This is a genomic window from Pseudoalteromonas sp. SR43-2, from assembly GCF_014163885.1.
Lineage (GTDB): Bacteria > Pseudomonadota > Gammaproteobacteria > Enterobacterales > Alteromonadaceae > Pseudoalteromonas > Pseudoalteromonas distincta.
In genome coordinates this window covers 182647-207488 of sequence record NZ_JACJED010000002.1, presented here as the reverse complement: position 1 = coordinate 207488, position 24842 = coordinate 182647, and the positions used below count along the sequence as shown (strand labels likewise).

At 39.2% G+C, this 24842-nt stretch carries 22 protein-coding genes and 1 riboswitch; of the genes, 11 read left to right on the top strand and 11 right to left on the bottom strand.

Going from position 1 to position 24842, the window contains the following annotated elements:
- Positions 1-132 precede the first annotated feature (132 nt).
- Positions 133-396 (top strand): YkgJ family cysteine cluster protein, encoded by a 264-nt coding sequence (locus tag H5120_RS02545; RefSeq protein WP_008134548.1) that lies wholly within the window; start codon positions 133-135, stop codon positions 394-396.
- 383 nt (positions 397-779) lie between these two features.
- On the opposite strand, the gene H5120_RS02540 is transcribed toward H5120_RS02545, so the two are convergent.
- The gene (locus H5120_RS02540; protein WP_182673498.1) at positions 780-2630 is read right to left on the bottom strand and encodes a TonB-dependent siderophore receptor; all 1851 of its coding nucleotides are present in this window, start codon (positions 2628-2630) and stop codon (positions 780-782) included.
- Between the two features lie 340 nt (positions 2631-2970).
- Between H5120_RS02540 and H5120_RS02535 the strand changes: the two genes are divergently transcribed.
- Positions 2971-3462: a peptide-methionine (S)-S-oxide reductase gene (locus H5120_RS02535; protein ID WP_182673497.1), complete on the top strand. Its 492-nt coding sequence runs from the start codon at positions 2971-2973 to the stop codon at positions 3460-3462.
- Between the two features lie 6 nt (positions 3463-3468).
- On the opposite strand, the gene H5120_RS02530 is transcribed toward H5120_RS02535, so the two are convergent.
- The 5 genes from H5120_RS02530 to H5120_RS02510 form a co-directional block, all read right to left on the bottom strand.
- Positions 3469-3834, bottom strand: coding sequence for a hypothetical protein (locus tag H5120_RS02530; protein WP_182671694.1), 366 nt, complete (start codon positions 3832-3834; stop codon positions 3469-3471).
- 124 nt (positions 3835-3958) lie between these two features.
- Positions 3959-4510, bottom strand: a complete 552-nt coding sequence (locus H5120_RS02525) for a DUF4136 domain-containing protein (protein WP_024595193.1) — start codon at positions 4508-4510, stop codon at positions 3959-3961.
- Between the two features lie 108 nt (positions 4511-4618).
- The gene (locus H5120_RS02520) at positions 4619-7396 is read right to left on the bottom strand and encodes an ATPase (RefSeq protein WP_182673496.1); all 2778 of its coding nucleotides are present in this window, start codon (positions 7394-7396) and stop codon (positions 4619-4621) included.
- A complete protein-coding gene (locus tag H5120_RS02515) occupies positions 7393-7941 on the bottom strand; it encodes a condensin complex protein MksE (protein WP_024605891.1) in 549 nt (182 codons plus the stop codon). Before H5120_RS02515 ends, H5120_RS02520 begins: the two co-directional genes overlap by 4 nt.
- 3 nt (positions 7942-7944) lie before the next feature.
- A complete protein-coding gene (locus H5120_RS02510) occupies positions 7945-9216 on the bottom strand; it encodes a hypothetical protein (RefSeq protein WP_182673495.1) in 1272 nt (423 codons plus the stop codon).
- Between the two features lie 222 nt (positions 9217-9438).
- On the opposite strand from H5120_RS02510, the gene nhaD reads away from it, so the two are divergent.
- Positions 9439-10686, top strand: a complete 1248-nt coding sequence (nhaD, locus tag H5120_RS02505; RefSeq protein WP_101217585.1) for a sodium:proton antiporter NhaD — start codon at positions 9439-9441, stop codon at positions 10684-10686.
- A 101-nt stretch (positions 10687-10787) separates the two neighbouring features.
- Positions 10788-10960: riboswitch (Lysine riboswitch) on the top strand.
- A gap of 75 nt (positions 10961-11035) precedes the next feature.
- Positions 11036-12439, top strand: coding sequence for a lysine-sensitive aspartokinase 3 (lysC, locus tag H5120_RS02500; protein WP_182673494.1), 1404 nt, complete (start codon positions 11036-11038; stop codon positions 12437-12439).
- A 33-nt stretch (positions 12440-12472) separates the two neighbouring features.
- Here the strand turns inward: lysC and H5120_RS02495 are convergent, their stop codons facing one another.
- Entirely contained in the window at positions 12473-13231 is a 759-nt protein-coding gene (locus tag H5120_RS02495) for a 4'-phosphopantetheinyl transferase superfamily protein (RefSeq protein WP_182673493.1), read from the bottom strand.
- A gap of 141 nt (positions 13232-13372) precedes the next feature.
- On the opposite strand from H5120_RS02495, the gene H5120_RS02490 reads away from it, so the two are divergent.
- Entirely contained in the window at positions 13373-14695 is a 1323-nt protein-coding gene (locus H5120_RS02490) for a sodium-dependent transporter (RefSeq protein WP_007375800.1), read from the top strand.
- A 93-nt stretch (positions 14696-14788) separates the two neighbouring features.
- On the opposite strand, the gene H5120_RS02485 is transcribed toward H5120_RS02490, so the two are convergent.
- Complete coding sequence (locus H5120_RS02485) at positions 14789-15769, bottom strand: 2-hydroxyacid dehydrogenase (protein ID WP_182673492.1); 981 nt, start codon at positions 15767-15769, stop codon at positions 14789-14791.
- 98 nt (positions 15770-15867) lie between these two features.
- Complete coding sequence (locus H5120_RS02480; protein ID WP_182673491.1) at positions 15868-16428, bottom strand: glutathione peroxidase; 561 nt, start codon at positions 16426-16428, stop codon at positions 15868-15870.
- A gap of 121 nt (positions 16429-16549) precedes the next feature.
- Between H5120_RS02480 and H5120_RS02475 the strand changes: the two genes are divergently transcribed.
- Positions 16550-17431 (top strand): NAD(P)-dependent oxidoreductase, encoded by an 882-nt coding sequence (locus H5120_RS02475; protein ID WP_182673490.1) that lies wholly within the window; start codon positions 16550-16552, stop codon positions 17429-17431.
- Between the two features lie 270 nt (positions 17432-17701).
- On the opposite strand, the gene sbcB is transcribed toward H5120_RS02475, so the two are convergent.
- A complete protein-coding gene (gene sbcB, locus H5120_RS02470) occupies positions 17702-19147 on the bottom strand; it encodes an exodeoxyribonuclease I (protein WP_182673489.1) in 1446 nt (481 codons plus the stop codon).
- 290 nt (positions 19148-19437) lie between these two features.
- Here sbcB and H5120_RS02465 point away from each other — a divergent pair, with 290 nt between their 5' ends.
- The 4 genes from H5120_RS02465 (at position 19438) to H5120_RS02450 (ending at position 23059) form a co-directional block, all read left to right on the top strand.
- A complete protein-coding gene (locus H5120_RS02465) occupies positions 19438-20070 on the top strand; it encodes a hypothetical protein (RefSeq protein ID WP_007581913.1) in 633 nt (210 codons plus the stop codon).
- A gap of 42 nt (positions 20071-20112) precedes the next feature.
- Positions 20113-20925 (top strand): alpha/beta fold hydrolase, encoded by an 813-nt coding sequence (locus H5120_RS02460; RefSeq protein ID WP_182673488.1) that lies wholly within the window; start codon positions 20113-20115, stop codon positions 20923-20925.
- A 187-nt stretch (positions 20926-21112) separates the two neighbouring features.
- The gene (locus tag H5120_RS02455; protein ID WP_002963246.1) at positions 21113-21517 is read left to right on the top strand and encodes a hypothetical protein; all 405 of its coding nucleotides are present in this window, start codon (positions 21113-21115) and stop codon (positions 21515-21517) included.
- A gap of 291 nt (positions 21518-21808) precedes the next feature.
- The gene (locus H5120_RS02450) at positions 21809-23059 is read left to right on the top strand and encodes a sodium:proton antiporter (protein WP_182673487.1); all 1251 of its coding nucleotides are present in this window, start codon (positions 21809-21811) and stop codon (positions 23057-23059) included.
- 76 nt (positions 23060-23135) lie between these two features.
- On the opposite strand, the gene H5120_RS02445 is transcribed toward H5120_RS02450, so the two are convergent.
- Positions 23136-23684 carry a hypothetical protein gene (locus tag H5120_RS02445; RefSeq protein WP_182673486.1) on the bottom strand — a complete coding sequence of 183 codons (549 nt, stop codon included), beginning with the start codon at positions 23682-23684 and terminating at the stop codon, positions 23136-23138.
- A 379-nt stretch (positions 23685-24063) separates the two neighbouring features.
- On the opposite strand from H5120_RS02445, the gene H5120_RS02440 reads away from it, so the two are divergent.
- The gene (locus tag H5120_RS02440; RefSeq protein WP_007583292.1) at positions 24064-24471 is read left to right on the top strand and encodes a hypothetical protein; all 408 of its coding nucleotides are present in this window, start codon (positions 24064-24066) and stop codon (positions 24469-24471) included.
- Positions 24472-24842 lie beyond the last annotated feature (371 nt).

The window sequence follows — 24842 nt, the reverse complement described above, 5'->3', positions numbered from 1 at the left end:
ATACGCAATAAAGTGTTTACAAGCTGTTTTAAGATGTAACAAAGCATTACATGTGTGTGTTACAGCTCACTATGCGACTAATTACGTCCCGAAAAAGAAATTAAAGTAAGCGTTTTTTATACAGAGGAAATTATGAAAACCGAATCGATGAATTGCAGGCTAGGCTGCGGCGCATGTTGTATTGCGCCAAGTATTAGTTCGCCTATTCCAGGTATGCCAAATGGTAAAAAAGCCGGAGAGCGTTGTATTCAGCTGGACGAACGTAATTTATGTAAGTTATTTGGTGATGAAAGTCGACCAAAAGTATGTAGCGATTTTAGCGCCACATTTGATGTGTGCGGGTCAACAAATGCACAAGCCCTAGCGCTTATTACAGAGCTCGAAGAGCTCACTTAGTGAGCTGTCAAAATACACATATATTTACACTTATCTATTAGTGAGTATTTATTTTAAGTCATTAAAAGCTGTGCTTTTCACGCGAGCAAGCTCTGCGTTTACCGCCAAAGTGTAGGTTTGTGTCTGTTTTGTAGACGTGAAGCTTGCTTACGTTACGGGCAAAGCATGTAAAAGTGATTTATTCACAAAGAGGGGAGGAGGCGCTGCGCTTTTAGAGGAGGAGATTAATTTAAAGTAATAGTTGGCTTTTGTTTTTCTCATTTACTCCTAATTCTTTTTTCTTTGTGTAATATTTTTTTCCTAAAAACTGCACTTTTATATAAATAAACACAGCGTTTACAAACCAAAGTATAAATTGAGTTCGTAAACGCTGGCTTTATTTTCTACCAGCTATACGTTGCGCTTAACGTATATTGCTCACCGCGCCCTGGTGTACCTGGTATTTCTTCAAACGACTCATCCCATAAGTTATCTGCCGCTAAGGTGATAAATAAATTACTCAACTGTGGCGGCGTTATTTTAAGCGTTAGCTGGGTAAATAACGCGTTGTCATTGCCGTTTCTAAGTGAATTTTTGTGTTGTGTACGCCATTCGTTATCTATTCTAAATTCTAAAATATCAGTTGGGTTGTACACAGCGCCAAGTGTTAAACGGTGATCAGGAAAGTTTAACGCGTAAAAGCTGGCATCAATATCGGCTGCGCCGTAGTTTTCTGATTTATGTAAATAGGTGTAGCTTGCTATAAGTTTTGCTGTATCAAAGTGCTTAGTCGCTAAAAATTCAACCCCTGCAGTATCAATATCAACTGGGTTTGCAAAGCGCGCTGAAGTTGAATCAAAATTAAAGGTCCAATCGGTTAAGTTATTATCTTTTCGATAAAAAATAGCCGAATTTAACTGCCAGCTTTGTTCTTCAAGTAATAAACCTAGCTCTAAGTTTGAAGTGGTTTCGCGCTCAAGATTGTAATTACTTCTAAATAATCCCCCAGAATCGCTGCCGCCAATGGCTGTGTAGCCTGCAACTTGACTCGCCTCTGCGTATGATAAATAAATAGTTTGCGCTGTGCCGTCACTATTTTGGGTGTTTAAGGTTATATCACCAATAGCTGATACTTCAGCGTCATCACGATTTGTATCGTCGTAAGCTGCGCCTAAACGAAAGGTAAGTTGTTGGTTTTTTAGCGCTATTGTGTATTCAGGCAATATACTCAGCTTATAATACTTTCGTGAAGTAAAGTTGTTTTCAAGTGTTGTTGATTCAATAGAGTCATCTATAAATTGTGCAGAGTAATTTATTGCCAGTGCATCGCTTTGTTCATGACGACCTGAAAGTCCAAGCGATTTAACTTCGCTTTTATGAAAAGCTTCAAATGCACTTGGATTTTCGCGCGAGTAAATATAGTGATCGTCATGGGTACGATAATAAGCAGATACTTCAAAGTGACTGTTATCAGCGTAGCTTTGCTTGTGGTTAAGCATCCAAAGGCGGGTTTCTAAATCTTCAGTTTCGTTAACGCCAAAAGGGGTGTACAAGTTAGGCCAGCCAAAAAACTTATCTTGCGAGCCAAAAAACAAATCTGTTTGGCTGTGTTCGCTTGCTAATTGCACGCGTGCTGAGGCGCGCGAAAAGTCATGATCGCCAGAATCTATTGTTCCATCACTTTGTGAATGAGAGTACTCACCTTCAAAGCCCAGAGTATAGTTAGTTAAGCTATCAAGTTGTGTGTTTTTAGCAGCGTGAATACTTTGCAGGTTAAAGTCGTTTGTGCCAGTACCAAGCGATACACTACCGCCAGTAATAATTGGTTTCCAACCAAACGAAACTGTACCTACAGAGCTGTTCATACCGAACAGTGCGTTATCAGCACCGGTTAAAACATCTGGGCCGGTTAGCATTTGTGGTGCAATAGGTATTTCAGCAAAATAATGCCCAGATTGCGGGTCAAGGAGGGTAGCGCTTCCTACTCTAAAACCTGTGTTTTCAAAAATCCCACCACGAATAGTTACATCAGCTTGCGCCTCAGCCATATTACGCGACTGCAAATCAACACGTGGGTCGTACTCTAAATTAGAAATAGGCGAGTCGAATGTACCTACTGGCAACTTATTTGCAGTGGGTGAGGCCTCAACCGTTATTTTCTCGATTGCCGACTCATCAGATAGCGTATTAGCATTGGCAAATGCAGTAACGCTGCATAATATTGCAGGTATTATAATGTGTGGTGTGCGATTCATGTGTTTCTCATCATTTTTTATTTGTAGCTGCGGTTACAATTAATTTCAAAGCTTATATTTGAGCATGATAAAATAACTAAATGTAACAGCAGTCATTTTGTGCGCGATTGTACATTAATTTGTTAATAACTGCATTTGATAACCATTTACGTAATACCGACTTTATTAAAAACATGGTTATTCTATCGTATTAAATAGCGCACTCACTGCGTTAAAAATTATTTATATAGAACAACTATATGTCATAATTTTCGCCTTGTTATTGCGCTATTTTCTTGGCGCTATAATAGAACACTATTTTAATGCAATCGGTATAATTACTTATTAGGTAACATTTATAATGGATACTAAAGAATATAATACTATTTACTTTGCTGGTGGCTGCCTGTGGGGCGTACAAGAGTTTTTAAAGCACTTACCAGGCGTAATAAGCACTGAAGCAGGGCGCGCTAATGGTACAAGCAAAACCACTGACGGCGAATACGATGGTTATGCCGAATGCGTAAAAGTAATTTTTGATTTAAAAGTCGTTAGCCTAAATAAGCTGTATGATTGCTTTTTTGAAATTATTGACCCATATAGCATTAATAAACAAGGGGATGACGTAGGCCCTAAATACCGCACTGCCATTTATAGCAAAAACCAAAGCCATTTAGATGCAGCAAGCAATTATATAAATAAGCGCAGTGATGCCGATAAAATTGTGGTAGGGGTAGAGCTGCTAACTAACTACGTGCCAAGCGATCCTGAGCATCAAGACCGACTAACTAATCACCCTGATGATTACTGCCATATACCGCTCGAGTTACTGCATAAGTACAAAACGAGTTAATGAAAACTATTGTTTATTTTTTCTTTGAGCTTTTTTGTTTAGCTTTTTCTCTTTTTTACGAGGGAACATATCTCTACTTAAATAAGGTAGCACTAAAAAAAAGATCCCACCCCCTAAGTAAAAAAGAAGGTTAAAAAGATAAGAAAATGGAGAGGTCGATAAAAAATAGACATCAGATTCAACTCGATAATCTGTTGGTGTATGAACATAACCGTCGTATATAGATTTGACCGTTATTATTATAAGCAATAGCCCTAAAGAAAAAGAAAACAAGGAGAATGCTATTTGATTTAATAACATTCTGGTATTACTAATATTAGCGTGTTTTATTTTTGGCTTCTTTTTTGTTTTTTGATTATTTGACCGTTTCATGCTTACCAAAAATATAGATTAATTAACTTTCAGACCTAGTATTAGTTTTGAGTACTGTGATCTATATACAAAAAAGCTCACATTACGTGAGCTTTTTTAAAACTTACTTGTAGCAAAATTTAACTTACTGCTGCTTTTGCGGCGGGAAGTTACTTAATATTTCGCTCACTGTTTTATTAATTGATGCTTCACGTTGTTCTGGCGATTGGTTTTTCTTTAATCGGCCTTCTTTTGCGCCGCGCCATACTAGCTGGTTAGATTCACGATCCACAATATCAATGATCAGTGTACCCACTTCGTATTCACGCGCGGTTGTATCACGTTGAAAACCAGTACCCCAATAACCCCAATGCGGGCGGTAGTTTACATTAAATGTATCTACTTCAAGCTCTTTATCTACCGATGCATGATAGTTAACAAGTACATCAGCATTTGCTGCATCAACTAAGCTCATACCTAGTGTTTGGCTCAGTTCTGCGTTAACGGCAGTGCGAACACGTTTTTCCATTAGGCCATTAATTTGGTAGTTATTTGTGTCTTTAGTTAGGCTGGCGTTTTCTACCCAAGCAAATGTTTTAAAATTACTAAAGTTGGCTGATTTATCGTAATCCCAATCAGGGGTTTGTGTACAGGCTGTAAGTAGTGCTAGCGCTGCAACAATAAGTATATTTTTCATTACGTTTGCTCCAATAAAATGCATTAACTTAAAATAACACACATCGTTTAAATGTGTATTATTTAAACGTCCTATATTTTAGTTTAGTTGGTTTGCCTTAACGGCCAATTAATTGTGTTCAACTTCAATCCAATCTTTTTCATCTACCCAGTTTTGTGCACCGTCTTTTACTGAACGAATCGGCACAATGTAGTCACAACTTATTTGTGGCTTAACTGAGGCAAATATAGGCACAAAACCAAAGCTTAGTGCGGTTTCTATAATCGCTTTTTGATTCTGCGGGTCAATGTCGGCCGCTTCATCTATGTAAATAGGTATACGGTATAGGTTTTGTTCCTGATCGCTTAATAAGTAACGAATAAACAACATGCCACACAATAATTTAATCGTAATACGTGTGCCGTTTGAACCCGCCGAATCTATTTTTTCAAAGTGTTCGGTTTCACCTGCGCGGTTAACTACTTCAAATCGAATATCAAATAAATCGGTAAGTGTTAAACCCGCTTTATCTGATGCGAGTTTAATTAAGTGATCTTTTGCTTCGTTTACCGCGCTTTCGCTGTACGGTTCTTGGCTCAGTAAATCAAGTGTGTCGCCTTGTTCAAACTGATGCGACGTGCTGATAATAGTATCTATACTATCCACCAGCATTTTGCGCGGTATTACGTTAATTTTAAACGCTTGCAGGTTTGAAATTCGGTGCTGGCTTATGCCTTTATTAAAGCTGTTCATTTCGCGGCGAAGGCGGTCTAAATCTTCTCGCAAGCCTTTAATAGTTGCAGCCACTTCGGTAAGCGCAACACGTGCTTGACGTTCAACAGCATCGCGTTCGTTATCAATATTATGAAAGGCGCTTATTAGCTTTTGGTATTTAGTGTATTCATCGTTTTCGTTGTCGAATTTAGTAATACCTGCGTTATATACATGCAAATAGGTGTTACGCACGTTTATGTCAAAATTACGCAGCTCTTGGCAGTCTTTATTAAAATGATGAACAAGGTCGCTTAAGTTATCAAAGTCGACTGTAATATCAATCATATACGGGGTTACTTTACCGCTGTATAAATCAAGCGTGTGATCAATTCGCTCGCTCTTAACTTGGCGCAGGCGCTCAGTTTGGCGATTAATTTGCTCTTGTTTCGATTTAATTAACGAGCGACGATCGGCAATTGAGCCACTATTTTTTTGAATATCTTGCAGGTAGTCGTCAACTTGTTCGCGCTCAGCTAATAACTGCTCTTTTAGCATGGCTTGTGCTTCAACCGACTGCTGCATTACCTCAAACTGCTCTAAACGTTTTAGGGCGCTTTCTGCGCTCATAAGCTCATCGTATAACGCGTCTTTCTCTTTTTGCTTGTCGGCAACGTTTGCAGCAACATCGCGCTGTTGCTTAAACTCTTTAAGTGAATGCTCAAGAGCATTTAACTGAGCGGTTAATTGCTCTTTGTTTTCGCCGCTTTGCATTTGCACAGGCGAGAGCTTTTTAAGCTTAATGCTCGCACCTGGTAGCGTTAATACGCCGCCTTTAACGTTTTCACTTAACAGCGATAAAAATTCCCCAAACGCGTCTTCGTCATCAATGGTTATATCGCCATTAGTGGTGGTCGCAAACGAGAGAATATCAGGGTTTAAAATCCGCGATATTTCCTCTACTTCTTTTAACGAGAGGTCTTCGCGCATACGGGTAAACAAATTAAACTCAAGGTTTTTAAGTTGTAGCTTTAAGCTCTTAATTTGTTTTTGTGTTTCGCTAATGCGGTAGTCAAGCGTGTGTAGGCTTTGCCCTTGTGCGCTGGTTATAGAGTGCGAAAGCGACTCGTAATCTTGCTTTAATTGAGTCAGGCTGGTTTTAAGCGTGGCTTTATTTACCAGTTCAAACTCGCTTTTAAGCGCATCGTAATCTAAAAACCACTGCTCAATTTGAGTTTGTCTGCGTTCTATATCACGCGATTGCTGTACGTATAGGCTTTGTTTTTGCTCAAACTCGTGTTTTTCGTGCTCTATATCTTCAAGCGCAATGCCCAACTCATTAAGTTGCGATTCTTGATAGGTATCAAAATCAATCAGTGCTTGGTCAATTTTAGGTGCGTATGCGGCTAATTTACCTTTAAGCACAGTTTGGTTTTCAAGCATTGATTCAAGCGCGGCTATTGGCTCTTGCATTGACTCAAGGGCTTTTAATTCGCGTTTTGAGCGATTTACTTTATCAAACGAGCGACGCCATACTTCATAAAAATCGACCTTAGAGTTCGACATATGGCGTTCAAAAACGCGTAGCATAAAGCGTTTTACGTCGCTTGCGCCTAATTTGTGTAAGTTAAGAATACGTCTAAATATTTCTTTATAAATAGAGGAGTCTTGGACATTGTTAAGCGGGATCATTTTTAGGTTAATGTCGCCGTCAAAAGGCGTTGCGCCGCCAGTCAATAGCGCGTTTAACTCTTGTGCTTTAAGCTCAATAGGGTTGTAGTTAAGCGATTTTAAATGGTTGAACAGCTTGGTAAATTTAATAATAGTTTTACCTTGCGTGTACTGCTCTAAATCAAGCTTTCCTTGATAACAAAAGTACTGATGCGCGTAACCGGCAATTTTACCAAGGCCTGCCACGCCTATTACTACCGAGCCATGAGGCAAGTTAGCTTCTAGTAAAATGTACGACTGATCGGATGAAAAATAAAACTTACGAGTTTCATCTAAATCGTGTCCATCCCATTCTGTTAAGCGTAAATCGTTAATAAGCGGGAACTGCAGGGCGTTAATAACCGAGCTTTTACCTGTGTTATTGGGCGCGCAAATAGAGCTGCTTTTATCAAGCGGGATCACACATTTTGCATAGCCTGCGGTGTTAAGTAGGGCGAGTTTGCTTAGTCCGTATAGATTTTTCATTCCTCGTCCTCTGTAATGTAGGTTTCTTCGTTTACTTCCATGAGTGCATCTATGTAGCGGTGAATTGGCGCTTGTAGCATAAAGCCGCCTTCTACTTCACGGGCTAAACCTAAGCGCACCATGCGCAGGTAAACGTCTTTACGTAGGTCTGATCCCGAAAATATCTCAAGCTGATCAAACAAATGTTTGTTAATTTGCACCAGCGTTTGCATAAGCTCTAAATCGTTTACGTCGTCAAACAATGCGCGCATTGGATCTTTACCCGTATTGGCGTAGTGCTCAATTAAAATGTAAATGGTGAGTGCGATAGCGCGAGATATTTTGCCCATATTGGGTGTGCTTTCGTCGCTACCAAAATAATAAAAGCCACGGCTGTCGTGTTTTAAATCGTTACCTAGGGCGGTAAATAGGGCGGTGTAGTCTTCTATGTGTTGGTCAAGCTCTTGCCACATTACGTTGTCTTGCTCGCAAATGTGATAACCCGCTACTAATTTTTTATTAATGGCTTGTAGATGAGTTAGCTCGTCTAAGTTTATGTGTGTCATGGTTTATTTACCTGCCTTTGGATCTGGCTGAGGCTCTGAATTAAATGGATATAAAGAAAAGTGCTGACCGGCAATTTTTACGCGGGCTTTTTCATCGCTTTGAATTATTTTAATATCGCTGTCGCTGACCAATTTTTGATACAAAAATAGCATTTCGTCGGCATCGAGATCTGGATAGCTTTCGTCTAAAAATTGCAGCAAGGGCTGCGGCTTTTTGCGTTTTTTATTAAAGCGCTTAGCAAAGCTGGTTTTAACATCGTTGTAGTCAGGAATATTAGGCGTAACAAATGCAGGCACGTCTTGCTGGTCAGGCAATTGGTATTCTTCGTGTTCAAATTCAACCAAGCTTGCCATGTAAGCCACAATATGGCGTTGCTGACCAAGTGAATATCGCTGCGCGTCGCTTACAAAATGTGGCTGTACAGCACTTAGCATATTGTCTACGCCATTTTTACGTACCAGCCCAAGTACTTTGGCTGCTTGGCGAGTAATTAAGTTATTACGGCGTAGCTCCTCACGTAGTGGCATAAGCATATCGGCACTTTTACGTAAGCTTTCTCTACCCACTAAATGCATTTCGAGTATACGGGTACGTAATTGCTCCAGCATACGTTTGTCGTTATACGCTTTACCTGAGCGCTCAATGTGCAGTACTTGCTTACTTATTTGCTCTTCAATAAGGGTAAAACATGCATGAAACTCACCACGAATATCAACCATTTCAAGCATTGGCTCTATGTATTCGTCAAAGGCTTCTATTACCGCTTTATAACGCTTTTGCAGCGATTGCACTGCATTATTTGATTTGGCTTGTTCCACAATGTTTAAAATAGCGTTTTCGTTGTGCGTATAGAGCTTCATTATTTTACGCACCCGATCATCCATAATGCGGCTGTAGCGGCGTAAGTCGTCAAAGTCTTCTATTTCGCCAGCGTTATCTAGGCGGTTACCTAAACGAGCAAGGTCCTCTACTAATACGCTAATTTCTTGCGCTAAACCTAAATGCTCTTCTTGTAGTAAAAAAGTAGCAAAATCAGCAATAGCACGATTTATTTCAAGCTGAGAGGATTTAGCCAGTGGAATTAAAATATCTTGGTTTAACAAACGATTTGTTTCTTTATAAATGCGTTCGTTTGACCACGTAGGCTGCTTTTGCTTAATCGCGTTTTGTACGTCTTTTAGGCTAAAGTCAGCCATTTTAAAACGTTTAAATAATAGCTCTAATACACCCCAATGTTCGGTTATGGTGTTTAGCAGCTTTTTAGCTGGGATCATATGGGGTTACAACATCCTAGTATTTTATTATTGAGTTCTTTTAGAAGACTCATTATTACGTATTTTTAATTAATCTTGTTTGTATATAGTATTCGTTTTTAAGACCATTTAATAATAGTTTTTGCATAGAGGCAGTGCTAAAATTCGCGCCGAAAATAGGCACATGAAATGGAATGTTATTTGTGTGTTCTTTAAAACTATATCAAAGGTTGTTTAACTACCATGGTTTCCTCGATTATTCTAACCCTGATAGCGATTGCATTTTTACTGATCGTTATAGAAGATATAATCCATGTCAATAAAGCTAAAACCACGCTGTTTTTTGGTACGCTTTGCTGGATTCTTCTTTTTATATACCCTCTACACGGGCAAAGTCCCGACACGATTCAACACCTCTTAAATGAAAATATTTTAGAAATTGCCTCATTATGGCTATTTTTAATGGCTGCAATGACCTTTGTAGCGTATTTAAATTCAAAGGGGTTTATAGAAAATATTGTGCACCGTGTTATGCCAAAAAGTATTAGCGAAAAAAAGCTCATGTTTTTGGTGGGTGGTTTTGCGTTTTTGTTTTCGTCGATTTCAGATAACGTAACAGCGACGCTTATATCGCTTGCGGTTGTTATGTCGTTAAAGCTTGAACCTAAAAAGCTCGTTAAATACGCCACGCTTATTGTGTTTGGAGTGAACTCAGGTGGGGTATCGCTAATAACAGGTGACGTAACCACACTAATGATATTTTTAGATGGCAAAGTAACCATTGCTCATTTATTACTACTTATAGCGCCAGCACTTGCAAGCGTTATGCTGCTTGCTGCGTTACTGTCTATAGGTATGAAAGGGCGTGTTGAGTTTGCTAGTGCAGGTAAAACCCGCATTGAAAAAACCGACATAACTATTGCTGTTATATTTTTATCTACTGTAGTGAGCACACTTACGTTGAGTGTAATTTACAGCGTACCGCCTTTATTAACCTTTTTGTTTGGCTTATCAGTGATGTTTTTAGTGGCGCAATTTTTAATGCGCAAAAAAGACATAAACAAAGACATAATCGATTTTGTTCGCGATATAGAATACGACACATTATTGTTTTTTGTAGGTGTACTTTTACTTGTAGGCGCACTTAAAGAAATTGGTATGTTGAGTAAATTTACCGACCTATACACGGTAATGGCACCAGAATACGCAAACTACTTAATGGGCATATTATCAGCAGGGGTCGATAACGTACCGCTTACCGCTGCATTATTAAAAGCCAATATAGTAATGAGTCAACAACACTGGTTGTCGTTTACGTATGCAACGGGCGTGGGCGGTTCAATGCTTATTATTGGTTCGGCTGCGGGCATTATTGCCATGAGTAAAGTTAAAGCGCTTACCTTTATGAGCTACTTGCGTTTATCGCTGCATTTATTAATTTGTTACACGGTTGGATATGCGGGCTCGTATTACATGGGCAGTTTTATTTAACTCATAAATTATTAAATGCTTGACAGCTAGACGTCTAAACGATAACTTTCAAAGCCCCGCTACTTAGTGGGGTTTTGTTTTATTAGCCACTGGTTAATAAAGCATTCAGAAGAGGTGCGATACTTAGGTACTTAATGTTAGGCGACGAAAGCCGATGATCATTAAGGAGGGAAGTACTCGCCGAGGAAAACAATGGTACGTCGTCATTGTTTTTCGGTTTATGGGGCTGAATCCTCAAAACTGTCACCAATATAGGTGGAGAGCTTCTGGCAGTGGACTTATCTTCAAGCATTCCTTTGCCAAGTTCTTCTTGTTTTATTGCGGTTTGGATACCGCGAAAGGAGACTAAATGACTACCGTATCAGCGCCACAAACAGTGCCTCAAACAGAGTTAAGCGCAAAATCAGATTACATCGTTGCCAAATTTGGCGGAACCAGTGTTGCAAATTTTGAAGCGATGAGTCGCTGTAGCGAAATTATTGTTGCAGATAAAAGCGTACGTATTGTTGCCGTGAGCGCCAGTGCCGGCGTAACTAATCACTTAGTTGCACTGTGTAAATCAAGCATTACTCCTAGTGAGCGCCAAGAACACATAAACGGCGTTCTTGCTATTCAACAAACTATTTTAGATGAATTATCGCTAGATGCCGATTTAGCGGTTGGCTTTAACGAAACCCTAAAAGCATTTCAAACATTGGCTCAAGAGCCACTAACAACCGATCAGCAACACGACGAGCTACTTAGCTTTGGTGAGCGTTTATCGTCGTATTTGTTTGCTCAGGTACTGCGTTTACAAGGTTTAAATGCCGATCGCTTTGATGTCCGCAAGGTGCTTAAAACCGACAGTCAATTTGGCAAAGCAACGCCCAATGTTGCAGCCACAGCGCAAGCCGCTAAAGAACATTTAATTCCGCTGTTAGACGCTCAAGTAATTGTAACTCAGGGATTTATTGGTAGTGACGAATACGGTCAAACCACAACGCTAGGGCGTGGTGGTTCTGACTACAGCGCTGCATTACTAGCTGAAGCAATTAACGCTAAAAGTGTGCATATTTGGACCGATGTAGTGGGCATTTTTAGCACCGACCCGCGTTTGTGCGCAAAAGCGACGCCTATTGCACGCTTAAGTTTTGACGAAGCCGCTGAAATGGCAACCTTTGGCGCAAAAGTATTACACCCAGCAACTATTTTACCAGCAAGCCGTAGCCACATTAACGTGTTTGTAGGTTCTAGCCGCGAGCCAGAGCGTGGCGGTACGTGGATTGAGCGCGAAAAATCGCAGCAACCAGGTATACGCGCAGTAACGCAACGTAAAAACCAAATATTGCTTACGCTTAAAAGCCCAGAAATGCTACTAGCAAGCGGCTTTTTAGCACGCGTATTTACACTATTAAGTGAATACAATATATCGGTAGATTTGGTAACCACATCAGAAATCAGTGTAGCTATAACGCTTGATAACGCGCAAAACGCCTCGCGCCCAGAGCTTGATCAAGAATGCCTAGATAAGCTTGCAGAGTTTTGTCATGTTTCGGTAGAAAACAACCTAACATTGGTGGCACTTATTGGCTCTGAGATTCAATTACGCCAACACGAAATGAACTTAATGAGTGTACTAAAAGACTTTAACATTCGATTAATTTGTCACGGTGCTAGTAAGCACAACCTGTGCTTTTTAGTAGAGCAAACTGAGTCAGATAACGTAGTACAGTCTATTCATAGCCGTTTATTAGAAAATGATTTTGTTGCGTAAGTAATCGTTATTCAGGGAAATTAACTAGTAAAATCAGTTAATAAAGTCATTTAATAAAAAGCATCGCCAGTCGGTGCTTTTTTTATGCACCACACTCACATCAAAACAAGCATTACTGTCACTGCTATCAACTACAGTAACGCGATTACTGCAAGCACTCAGCTTTGCACTATTTAATTCGTCAAACACATTAGGGCTAAGTAATTTTGCAATAGGGCGGCTGGTGGCTTTAGCAAGTGACTCTTTTAATGTCCAAATTCTAAAAAATGTATCTGCTTGGACTTGGGTATTAGTAGGCTCAGTGATAAGTGTAATTTCATCATTATGATAAAAATGCTTAGCAAGCTTTTCAAACGGGCGCTTTAGGCTTACTTTTTCAATATCAAAACCAAACTCACTTCTATCAAAATTTAGCGCGACCCCAACTAAACCATGCGAGTGTGAAATACAGGTATTAATAACATCACCACTCACATGTATTTGCAGCTTTGAGCTTGCTTCGTCAAATTCGGTACTCATTTTATTAAGGGCTACGTGAGCATGTTGCGGCTGCGTTACTTTAATAAGGTGTTTTAACAATAACCGCGTAGCTAAATACTCTTGCTTAGCTTGTGGGCTTTTACGGCGGTTTATAATGTTTAACTCAAACGGGCTTAAGCAATCGGGCAAATTAAAGTCACTAAGCTCAAGTGTTTTAGCATTAAATAATAAAATGCTGTTACTCGCTAAAGACAAATTTGCCAATTGAGTTGAAGTAATACTCAAGGCGTTTTTAAAATAGTGTTCAGTCATAAAAGCCCTAAAGCAAAAGAAGTCGCTGATATTGTGAGCGGTTAGCGCCACTAACAAAGGCTGGGTACAATTTTATTACTCAGCTGGCATGAAATATGGTTTAATTCACAATAATCAAAATAATAACAGATTTGTAGATGTATGGCACAAGTGCGTGATGGGTTTCAAAGCCGACTTGGTTTTGTTTTAGCCGCTGCTGGCGCAGCAGTGGGTTTGGGTAATATTTGGGGTTTTCCTACGCAAGCGGCCAACCATGGCGGCGGTGCTTTTTTACTGGTTTATTTTATTGTTATATTTTTACTTGCGCTACCTGCGCTGTATACCGAACTTTATTTAGGTCACAAAGCACAAGCCAACCCGGTAAAAGCATTGGGCGACGCATGGCAAAACACTAGCCGTAAAGTAGGTGCAGCAGCCGGTTACATAGGTCTTGCGGGCGCAGTTGTTATGCTAAGTTTTTATTCAATAGTGGCAGGGTGGATGCTTTCGTACGCTATTGAACCCATAACAACCTTTTTAGGTTTCACAGGCGCAAGCGAATTTTTACATAGCGACTCAGTGCTGCGTAATTTTGTATTTACGCCGCTTATGCTTATTTTAACAGCCAGTATTATTTTAAAAGGGGTTAAATCGGGAATCGAAACCTGGTCGCGCCGTTTAATGCCACTGTTGCTTGTGCTGCTTGTTGGTTTAATTGCCTACATTGCAACACTCGATGGCGCAAGCGAAGGCTTTGCTGCGTATTTAATTCCTGATTTTAGCCAAATACTCGACCCTAATTTAATTATTGCGGCAATGGGGCAAGCGTTTTTTTCGCTCTCACTAGGTGTGGGCTGTATGATGATTTATGGCTCGTATTTACAACCAGATGCTAATTTACCAAAGCTCACAGCAGGTGTTGCACTACTTGATACTGGCGTTGCTTTTTTAGCTGGGTTACTCATTATTCCTGCTATTTATGTGGCGCAACACAACGGTGTTGAAGTATTTAGTGGCGGTAAACTGATTGGCGAAGGGCAACTTATTTTTGCTATTTTACCTGAGCTATTTAGCACCATGGGCGAAATTGGCCTATTAGTTGGTTTATTGTTTTTTGTATTAATGTCTATCGCATCGGTTACGTCAACTATATCGACCACTGAAATTCCGGTAGCGTTTTTAGTCGAAAACCATAACGTTAGTCGCACCAAAGCAACATGGGCAGTGAGCGCCGTTGTACTTGTATGTGCAAGCGCAATTATATTAAATTTTGATTGGTTATTTGGCTTAGTAATTATGCTATTCACCCAATACCAACTACCGCTTATGGGTTTATTTTACTTTATTACGGTAGGTTGGATGTGGCAGCGTGGTAATAAATTACACCAAGCAACAACCGGCGTACATTACTGGTTTGCTCAGTATATTCGTTTTGTTTGCCCAATATTAATGACCTTAGTATTTGCAAACGTCGCATTTGGCTAAGCTCTGCTTAAAGTAAATTATTAAACAAAAAAGCGAATAGGGCTCACCTTATTCGCTTTTTTTGTACCGGTTATTTAGGTAAAGCCTAGGTGTTTATAAAACCTCGTTAGTCAGAGGCCTACCTTCACTTACTTCAAGTGCATTTTGTATTGTTGTATTAGCAATTTCTGTGAGTGCCTCTTGGGTAAAAAAGCCCTGATGCCCCGTTACTAATACATTTTTAAAGCTCACTAAGCGCGAGAATATATCGTCTTGGTTTATTTCGTCGCTGTGATTTTTAAAAAATAGCTCCGACTCTTGCTCGTAAACGTCGAGCCCTAAATACCCTAATTTTTTAGTTTTAAGCGCATTAATGCACGCTTTGCTGTTAAGCAGTGCACCGCGAGAGGTGTTAATAAGCATAACGCCGGTTTTCATTTTACTAAACGCCTCATCATCGATTAAATGATGAGTTTGCTCCGTTAAAGGGCAATGCAAAGAAATTACATCGCTTTGGCTAAGTATGGTGTCTATATCGGTAATTGTATAATTGCCAGGTTGTGCGTATGGGTCGCACACTAATACATTAGCGCCAAAGCCATTTAAAATGTTGCACAGCGCAAGGCCAATTTTGCCGCAACCTACAATACCCACGGTTTTATTGTTCAAGTTAAAACCAAGCAATCCGTTTAAATCAAAATTGTCTTCGCGTACGCGGTTATACGCTTTATGCGTTTTACGGCTAAGCGTTAGCATAAGTGCAATACAATGCTCGGCTACGGCCTCAGGGCTGTATGCTGGTACGCGTAATACTTTAATTTTATGTGCTTTTGCTGCAGGTAAATCAACATTATTAAATCCTGCACAACGTAGCAAAATAGTATTTATGCCTTGGCTTGCCAATTGTTCAATAACAGTGGCGTTTACAGTGTCGTTAACAAATACGCATATGGCATCAAACCCGTTTGCTAAAATTGCCGTTTGTTCGCTCAGGGCTTGTTCAAAATACGTTATTTTTATATCGCGGTGACCGCGTGTACTTTGTTCAAAAAAAGGCAGTTCGTACTTTTGAGTACTAAAAAAAGCAATGTTCATGGTAATAGCCTCGACGCTTAAGGAGTATTATTTATTACTAATACAATAAACTACTTTATAAACCTGTGCTTTAGTAACACGCATTTTATTGATTTAAATTAAGCCTTAGCTGGCGTAAACAAAGGTATTTTTGATGCTACCTTTTTACCACCTCTTGCAGCGCTTAACTTTGCGGCTTGCAGTAAGTTACTTTCTATTACTTGTTTAAGTGTTTCGGGCTTAGTACGCGGTGCATAGCGTGCAACAAGTTGCCCTTGTGAGTTAATTAAAAACTTAGTGAAATTCCATTTAATTGCGCGGTTTTGCGAAATACCCCGCGTATGCGACTTTAAATAATTAAACAACGGATGTGTTTCTGGCCCGTTTACCATTACCTTACAAAATACCTCAAACGAGACATTAAATTGATCTTGGTAAAAGTCTTTAATGGCTAAATTATCAAGCGGCTCATTTTGGCCAAACTGGTTACACGGAAACGCAAGCACAGTAAAACCATTGCTTTTGTATTGCTGATAGAGCTTTTCGAGCGCGTTTAATTGCACCGAAAAATTACACTTACTCGCTGTATTAACAATAAGGACGGTTTTGCCCTGTAACTGGCTAAGAGGAAAATTTTCGCTGTTAAAAAGTGGTGCATTAAATTGATAAATACTGTCCATAGGTTACCTACTTACCTTTCCCGTTAAGGAAATTTTATAAAGACTTTCATTCGCTTTTTTATCGACCGGTTGACATAATCGAGGTCTAGTTTCTAAGTTATCAGTTAAATAGGTCATTTTTATGTCAATGAAAGTCGCATTTATAGGTTTAGGCGTAATGGGTTACCCAATGGCGGGGCATTTAGCAAAAGCAGGGTACAGCGTATGCGTTTATAACCGCACTCAAGCTAAAGCTCAAACGTGGACTGCAGAACATTCAGGAAGCTTTGCATCAACCCCGCGCGAAGCTGCCAGCAATGCCGACATTGTATTTATGTGTGTTGGGAATGATGACGATTTACGCTCAGTAGTGTATGGCGACGACGGCGTGTTAGCGGGCATGTTACCGCACACTGTTTTGGTTGATCACACCACAACTTCTGCCGAAGTAGCACGTGAAGTGGCTGCAAAAGCGGCTCTGCAAAATATCGACTTTATAGATGCGCCTGTATCGGGCGGACAAGCTGGCGCCGAAAACGGCGTACTAACGGTTATGGCGGGTGGCAGCGAAGCCGTATTTGCTAAAGTACAGCCAGTTATGGCAGCGTTTAGTCGTTTTAGCCAATTACTAGGCGGCGTTGGTTCGGGACAACTTTGTAAAATGGTTAATCAAATATGTATTGCTGGTGTAGTGCAAGGTTTAGCCGAAGGCTTACATTTTGCCAAGCAAGCTGGGCTTGATGGTGAAAAAGTTATAGAGACCATTTCTAAAGGTGCAGCCGGTTCGTGGCAAATGGAAAACCGCTACAAAACAATGTGGGCGGGTGAATATGAATTTGGTTTTGCCGTAGATTGGATGCGTAAAGATTTAGGCATTGCACTCGATGAAGCTAAAAACAATGGCGCTACTTTACCAATGACCGCAACGGTCGATCAATATTACGCCGATGTACAAGCACTTGGCGGCGGCAGATACGACACCTCAAGCTTACTAGCACGCATTGAAGCACTGCATAAAAAGTAACGCTGTAGACGCGAAGCTTGCTTGCGTGACGGGCAAAGCCCGTAAAGTGATTTATCACAAAGAGGTTTAGAGGCGCTGCGCTTTTAGAGGCAGTAATAGATCTAAAAAACTATTGTTTTTATGTTTCTCATTTACTCCTCATTCGCTTCTCTTTGTGAAATAGATTTTTCTTTTTTTGAAGTGGTACAGATATTTATAAACAAAAAACGCGACACTTTATTGCTAAAGTGTCGCGTTTTTAATGTGTTATATAAACAAAATTAAAGCAAATTACATGCTTTGAGCGTAATTATATAGCGCCTTTAAAATTGTAAGATTTTTTTCGCTGTCGTCATGTTCATGCGCTAGGTTTTCAAGGGTGATCATAAAATCTTGCGCGTTAATCGACGGTTGATCTTCCCCGTGCATTAACTTGTTTTGGCAATACTGGCGCCATTGGTCAAGCTCTTGCTGGTTTAGCGTTTCAGGCCAGTTACGGGCGCGGTATCTAAACAACAATGTATTAAACTTTTTATCTTCAAAGTCTAACTTCAATCCAGCCAATTCATCTGGTTTTGCATCACGAATAATCGCAAACTTAGCTTTATCAGCATGGCTTGTAAACCCATCGTAAAGTAAGTAGTCAACGTTAGTAGTTGCGCTGTAATCGCCTTGCTCGTTAAACACTTCGGTTACTTTATCGCGAAGGTCGGTATTGGCTTTTAAAATAGCTAAGTTAGCTAAGCATTGCTCGCGGTCAATTCCAAGGCGGGCGGCGTTTTCAGGCAATAATGTTTTAGCTGGGGCTAAAATAGGGCACTTGTTTAAATGCACCAGTTTTAAGCCAACAGGTAATTCACCCTCGGCTAAATCTACACGTTTGGTGTATAAGCGTTTGCGTAACTCTTCTACGTTTAAATCAATGAGTACTTGTGGATTTTGGGTTAAATCAAAACAAATAACCGCGTTTTTATTTACCGGATGAAAGCTCATTGGTGCAATCCAGCTTGTACAGCCTTGTGTTGCAGGTATGCGCGACGTGGTATGCACCAGCGGCGTCATGTTAAATACATCAACCAATTCAGCAAGGGCTTTTTTATTACGCAGCCCAAAAAAGAAGTTATATAGCTTTGGCTGTTTTTCTTTTATTAGTTTAGCCAATGCAATAGTGGCGGTTACATCGCTTAGTGCATCATGCGCAGCGGCGTGTTCAATACCATTGGCTACCGTTAAATGCTCTAGCTTAAAGCTTGGGCTTCCGTCTTCTTTTAACGGCCATTCAATGCCTTCAGGGCGCAGCGCATAACAAGCACGTACTAAATCAATAATATCCCAGCGACTATTATTATTTTTATATTCGCGCTCGTATGGGTCGTAAAAATTACGGTAAAAGCTATAACGGCTTACTTCGTCATCAAACCGAATGCTGTTGTAACCGGCAACACAGGTGTTTGGCACACTAAACTCAGCATGAATTTTTGCTATAAACTCAGCTTCAACTAAGCCTTTTTTCATCGCCACTTGTGGCGTAATACCCGTAATTAAACACGCCTCAGGGTGAGGCAAGTAATCCGCTTGCGGCTTACAATATTCAATAAGTGGCTCGCCAATAATATTTAAATCAAGATCGGTACGAATACCCGCAAACTGGCTCGGCTTATCCTTTTGAGGGCTTGCCCCCCAAGTCTCGTAGTCGTGCCAATAGATTGTTGCTTGATTTTGCTCTTGATATGCCATGCTGAAAACCCTGAGTAGTTAACTTAAAAACGCCTAAATGCGCGCCAAGTTACTAAAATAATGAATTATTTAGATTATGGCATATGGGCGAGGGAGTTTATAGGTTTGGGTGATAAATGATGTGTTAGTGATGTTTAATAATGTAACAATACCAGTCGCTAATATTGTTAGTTAGTGTGGTGAAAATGTCTTTATTAATGTAGTTATAAGGGTAATATTTTATAAATAGGGAATATAAGCATTTTGAACATTAAATTAATAGCGGCTTTGACTAATGGAGAAAGTGATTAATGGTAAATATGATAATTGGACTTCTATGTGCTTTAGCTGGTGGTTATATGGGGCACTATTTTACTGTAAAAATGTTCAATGACAGAGTCAAAGCACAAAATAAAGCTTTATATGATGAATTTGAAATAATTAAAGATATTTTTGCTAGCCATATCAAAGGTTTATTAGATGACTTCGACTCAAATTTAAAATCGAAGTACTCAGGGCTACGTAAGCTAGATATGAGTTTTGTTAATAGTCTATTACTTGAACTGGCAGCATCAAAAGACATACCTTCAAAAGAGGTTCGATTATTGATAAAAAACCTAAATCAAGTCTCAGCAAACCTATCTGAGAAAATATATAGTCGAGAGAGTAAAATTGAAGAATGGTTTAATGCATCACTTAATATAGAGCCTAAAGATAGATTTGCATTTAAATCATCAATCCAATTTCATACCGGTGGGTTATTACTGGTAGCTATTGATGTTATTTACCACACAAGCAAAGTACTTCGTGACCGCAATCACTTTCAATTTAGTTCCCCTTCGCACATCGAATTTGCAGAAGTAGCATGTAAAGTTTCTGGTATATATTTTGATAAGCAAGTTTGGGAACGGATCGTCAGCGGTTCTTTTTCAGGTACTAAATAATATAAATAAATCTTAATAAGAGATTTTTTGGTTCAGAAAGCAATGAGATTAAAATTAAAAGTAACATTCCTTTGCTCATTCCTTATATCTACTAGTGCTTTAGCTGGACTGGCTAAAGTTCAAGTAAATGGCTTTGACGTTGAATACGAGCTAGCTGGTAAAGGTAAACATACTATTTTACTTGAAGCGGGCGGCTCTGCTGGTTTAAGTGATTGGGATCCGGTTTTTGAATCACTTACCAAGCACGCTAAAGTTATACGGTATTCTCGTATCGGTAATGGCGGCTCTGCACAAGTAAAGAAAAACTATAGCTCAGAAGAATATGCAGCTGAGGCTGTGTTATTACTCAAAACACTGAAAATAGAAGAGCCTGTTGTGTATGTTGCGCATTCTTATGGTGCTTATCTAGCGCGTGTATTTGCTGCAACATACCCTAATCAGATTAAAGCGTTGATGTTAATTGAGCCTGCATCAGAGCACGATGTAGATATTATGCGCGCGATTGATTTGCCACGCGCTGAAAAAGAAATTGCAGCAATAAAGCTCGATGACATGAAAAATGGAATGTCGAATCAGTATTTAGATTTTTGGGCAAAACGCCCGCTACCAGATTATCCACAAATTGCTGACATACCCGTGACAGTAATTGCCTCAGTTAAAAAGTACAAAAAGCCATCTGTATTATTTTTTACCGACAAAGCGCGTGAAATGTGGGGCGACTTACACTCAAAGTGGGCTAATGCATTTCCTCAAGGTGAAATAGTAATAACAAATAAAAGCTATCACTACCCGCAAAATGATGAGCCAGAAATGGTTGTAGCCCAAGTAGTTAAGTTGCTTGAACGTACTAAATAGGTGTGGGTTTGGTTGCTGATTGTATAAATACCAATTGCCGTAAATTAGTAGTTTGGCATTAGACTAAAGTCTATAGATTAGATTTATTCACTTATTAGGTTTGTTTTAATCGTTTGTCGGTTTTGTGTTAATTCTCTAAAGTTCAGTTGTCGGCAACAAGCACGGCTTAACCAACAGGATTATGACCATGAAAACACTTATCAAAACTATCGCTCTTAGCTCACTACTTACTTGTTCAGCTGCTGCAATGGCTGAGCAAAGTGATTACAAATTAATGGTTATTGAAACTGCAACAGCGCCGCAGCCACTTGAGCAATCATTTAATAGCTGTGCACTGAATGTTAAGTCAAAAAATTACGCTGAGGCTGAAGCAATTTGTACTAAAGCAATCGCACTTTTAAAAGACGCAGATGGCCCTAAATTTAAAGTACGCCAACTTACGTCATTCGCATTAAGCAACCGTGGTGTTGCACGTTTAAAAGCGAATAACGACACTGCAGGCCTTGCTGATTTATACGAAGCAAACCAAATGTCGACAAGTACAATGGTATCGCACAACTTAACTCGCGCTAAAGAAGAGCTTTCTTTATAAGTATTTTATAAATGCTTTTATAAAGTGCTTACCAAAAGCATGTTATAAAATAGCGAGAGTAAAAAACCCATGTTAGGTTAATTCCTAACATGGGTTTTTTTGTTTTATTTAATGCGTAAATTAATACCTAAATACGTTAACAGACTAGGGGGTGTATTTATAATTAATATTTTGGGTATGCTTGTTTAGGCTACGCGAATATAATGCGAGATAACCGTATAAAAAATAATAACCCTTCTGCTTTGCTTGTTTTGAGCAAGGTATCATTAAATAAATATTGAGATTTAAACCATGGCAACAGGAACCAGCCTAAGCGTACTTGAAATAAGTGCGATATTTTTATCAATTACCGCGTTACTCACCTATGTAAACCATCGTTTTATTGGCTTGCCAACAACCATTGGCGTTATGGTTATTTCGATGCTTTTATCTATCGGCGCTATATTTTTGGGCTTTTTAGGATTTGATGATCTTATAGATTACGAAGTGAGCTTGCTCGATCAGTTAGATTTTACTGAGGTTTTGCTTGATGGCATGCTCTCTATGCTGCTTTTTGCTGGGGCGCTACATGTAAATGTTAGCGATTTAAGGCGCTATAAATTGCCAATAGGTATTTTGGCCTGTGTTGGTACGCTGTTATCTACGGTTATTATTGCTGGTGCGCTTTATTTAGTACTTCCTTTGCTTGGTTTTGATTTAGCGTTTATTTGGTGCTTACTGTTTGGCGCATTAATTTCGCCAACCGACCCTATTGCAGTAATGGGAATTTTACAATCTGCGGGGGCGCCTAAAAGTATTGAAACCGTGATTGCGGGTGAATCGTTGTTTAACGATGGTATAGGCGTGGTTATTTTTGTGCTTTTATTGGGTGTTTTATCAAGTGGTGATATTCCTACAACTTATTATGTAGCGCACACACTGGCGGTTGAAGCCGGTGGCGGTATTGTTTTTGGTTTGGTATTAGGTGGTATTTTATATTACTTACTTAAAAGTATTGATAGTTACCAAGAAGAAGTACTCCTTACTTTAGCGGGCGTTATTGGTGGTTATGCACTTGCAAGCCATTGGCATTTGTCGGGCCCACTTGCAATGGTAATGATGGGGTTAATGGTGGGCAATCATGGCCGTAGTATGGCTATGAGCGACAAAACACGCCATTACGTTGATTTATTTTGGGAGCTGATTGACGAAATTTTAAATGCTATTTTGTTTGTACTCATAGGGCTTGAGGTCGTGATGATTGCATTTTCGAGTAATTTGTTTATTGCTGGTGGCTTAACAATTTTAATAGCGTTACTCGCACGTTTAATTGTTGTGGGTATAACAACCACTACATTTAATAAGCAATTAGAGTTGCCATCTGGCGCGTGGAAAGTTTTAACCTGGGGTGGCTTGCGTGGTGGTATTTCGGTTGCACTGGTATTGCAACTACCTGATGGGAACGAGCGCGATATTTTATTGGCTCTTACTTATGCGGTTGTGGTGTTTTCTATTTTAATTCAGGGTTTGAGTATTGGTAAAGTAGCCAAAACTATCCGTTAAATATAATTTATTATAAAGCGTGTGAAATAGGTGTATTTCACACGCTTTTTATTTTTCTTATAAAACAAAAGGGGAGTTAAAATGTAAAGCTGAGCTGCACACCGCTGTAAATATGTTCTTGTGCTTCCCAGTAGTCGCCATCTATTTGGCGTGCTCGGGTAAATATTTCTATTTTAAATGGCTTAAAGTGATAACCCGCACCTATACCTGCGTAGCCGTCTATGTCGTTGTTCGATTTTTCTATTTGGTAGGTGTTATCGCCTCTATCGTTTTTAAAGGCAAGTTCGAACAGATCTAAGCCAAGCTCGGCGTATATAAAAAAGTCATTAAAATAACCAAGCTTCATGCCATTGTCCAACGTTATAAATTCTTCTTGCTCGCCTTGTTTATTATCGATTACTGCCGCGCCAATTGCGCTTGTAAAAACAACACCAAAGTTACTGTAATTTTGTTTGACCATCATTTCTAAACCCGCAGATGTAATGCTGCTATCGCCATTAAATTCTGATTTTATAAACATACCGGTGTTAGGCATGTTGTTACCGAGTAAAAGCCTTGCGTTAGCATTTTGGCTAAATGATAAAAGCGTGCTTAATAAAACAAAAAGAGGAAGTGTGTGTTTCAAAAAAGTTAATCAATTAATGATGAAAAGTTACCAGAGCTACAATTATAAATACATGACTTAGTATTGCATGTAATTAAATGTATAAATTTGTTTGATTGTTATTCAGCTAAGCCAAAGTAAGGTGTCTAAAATAAAACCAACTAAATAAAAGCATAAATAATTATATGTACTTTAAAATGCAAAGTAGCGATTTTAGGCACGATTATTAGTTCGTAAGTTATTTAAATATATAGAAAAAATTTAAACGTATTAGACTAAGGTCTATAGGTTAAATTTTCTCACTTATTAGGTTTGTTTTAATCGTTTGTCGGGGTTGTGGTAATTCACTAAAGTTCAGTTGTCGGCAACAAGCACGGCTTAACTAATCAGGAATATGACCATGAAACTTACACTTATCAAAACTATCGCTCTTAGCTCACTATTAACATGTTCAGCTGCTGCAATGGCTGATCAAAGTGATTACAAATTAATGGTTATTGAAACTGCAACAGCGCCACAGCCACTTGAGCAATCATTTAATAGCTGCGCACTGAATGTTAAGTCAAAAAATTATGCGCAAGCGGAAGCAATTTGTACTAAAGCAATCGCACTTTTAAAAGACGCAGATGGCCCTAAATTTAAAGTACGCCAACTTACGTCATTCGCATTAAGCAACCGTGGTGTTGCACGTTTAAAAGCGCATAACGATACAGCTGCACTTGCTGATTTATACGAAGCATCAAAATTGTCTAACAGCTCAATGGTATCGCACAACTTAACTCGCGCTAAAGAAGAATTATCGTTATAAAAAACCTTTATAACGTGTTTTATAAAGTGCTTACTAAAGCATGATATAAAATTGCGAGAGTAAAAAAGCCGATGTTGGATTAAACCCCAACATCGGCTTTTTTGTGTTTACTTAACTTTGTATTGTGTTATACCAATCCGCAATAATACATAATCATTTTGCGGGGCTAAATGTGTCGCTAACTGCGTTAAAAAATTCTCATTTAGAACAACCAAATAGCGAATTTTTTGCCTAGCTATCAACACGTTTTTCCATCCTCAAAATAGACCACTTAATTAAGCGAATTGGTATTATTAAAAATAAAAAAATGTATTTTTCTATTTATTGTTTAGTTGTTTTTATGTTTTTTAACTGGTTGTAATTACTAAGTA

Bases quoted from the DNA above. Each gene is read 5' to 3' on its own strand.
- H5120_RS02545 (WP_008134548.1), top strand. From the start codon at position 133: ATGAAAACCGAATCGATGAATTGCAGGCTAGGCTGCGGCGCATGTTGT.
- H5120_RS02540 (WP_182673498.1), bottom strand. From the start codon at position 2,630: ATGAATCGCACACCACACATTATAATACCTGCAATATTATGCAGCGTT.
- H5120_RS02535 (WP_182673497.1), top strand. From the start codon at position 2,971: ATGGATACTAAAGAATATAATACTATTTACTTTGCTGGTGGCTGCCTG.
- H5120_RS02530 (WP_182671694.1), bottom strand. From the start codon at position 3,834: ATGAAACGGTCAAATAATCAAAAAACAAAAAAGAAGCCAAAAATAAAA.
- H5120_RS02525 (WP_024595193.1), bottom strand. From the start codon at position 4,510: ATGAAAAATATACTTATTGTTGCAGCGCTAGCACTACTTACAGCCTGT.
- H5120_RS02520 (WP_182673496.1), bottom strand. From the start codon at position 7,396: ATGAAAAATCTATACGGACTAAGCAAACTCGCCCTACTTAACACCGCA.
- H5120_RS02515 (WP_024605891.1), bottom strand. From the start codon at position 7,941: ATGACACACATAAACTTAGACGAGCTAACTCATCTACAAGCCATTAAT.
- H5120_RS02510 (WP_182673495.1), bottom strand. From the start codon at position 9,216: ATGATCCCAGCTAAAAAGCTGCTAAACACCATAACCGAACATTGGGGT.
- nhaD (WP_101217585.1), top strand. From the start codon at position 9,439: ATGGTTTCCTCGATTATTCTAACCCTGATAGCGATTGCATTTTTACTG.
- lysC (WP_182673494.1), top strand. From the start codon at position 11,036: ATGACTACCGTATCAGCGCCACAAACAGTGCCTCAAACAGAGTTAAGC.
- H5120_RS02495 (WP_182673493.1), bottom strand. From the start codon at position 13,231: ATGACTGAACACTATTTTAAAAACGCCTTGAGTATTACTTCAACTCAA.
- H5120_RS02490 (WP_007375800.1), top strand. From the start codon at position 13,373: ATGGCACAAGTGCGTGATGGGTTTCAAAGCCGACTTGGTTTTGTTTTA.
- H5120_RS02485 (WP_182673492.1), bottom strand. From the start codon at position 15,769: ATGAACATTGCTTTTTTTAGTACTCAAAAGTACGAACTGCCTTTTTTT.
- H5120_RS02480 (WP_182673491.1), bottom strand. From the start codon at position 16,428: ATGGACAGTATTTATCAATTTAATGCACCACTTTTTAACAGCGAAAAT.
- H5120_RS02475 (WP_182673490.1), top strand. From the start codon at position 16,550: ATGTCAATGAAAGTCGCATTTATAGGTTTAGGCGTAATGGGTTACCCA.
- sbcB (WP_182673489.1), bottom strand. From the start codon at position 19,147: ATGGCATATCAAGAGCAAAATCAAGCAACAATCTATTGGCACGACTAC.
- H5120_RS02465 (WP_007581913.1), top strand. From the start codon at position 19,438: ATGGTAAATATGATAATTGGACTTCTATGTGCTTTAGCTGGTGGTTAT.
- H5120_RS02460 (WP_182673488.1), top strand. From the start codon at position 20,113: ATGAGATTAAAATTAAAAGTAACATTCCTTTGCTCATTCCTTATATCT.
- H5120_RS02455 (WP_002963246.1), top strand. From the start codon at position 21,113: ATGAAAACACTTATCAAAACTATCGCTCTTAGCTCACTACTTACTTGT.
- H5120_RS02450 (WP_182673487.1), top strand. From the start codon at position 21,809: ATGGCAACAGGAACCAGCCTAAGCGTACTTGAAATAAGTGCGATATTT.
- H5120_RS02440 (WP_007583292.1), top strand. From the start codon at position 24,064: ATGAAACTTACACTTATCAAAACTATCGCTCTTAGCTCACTATTAACA.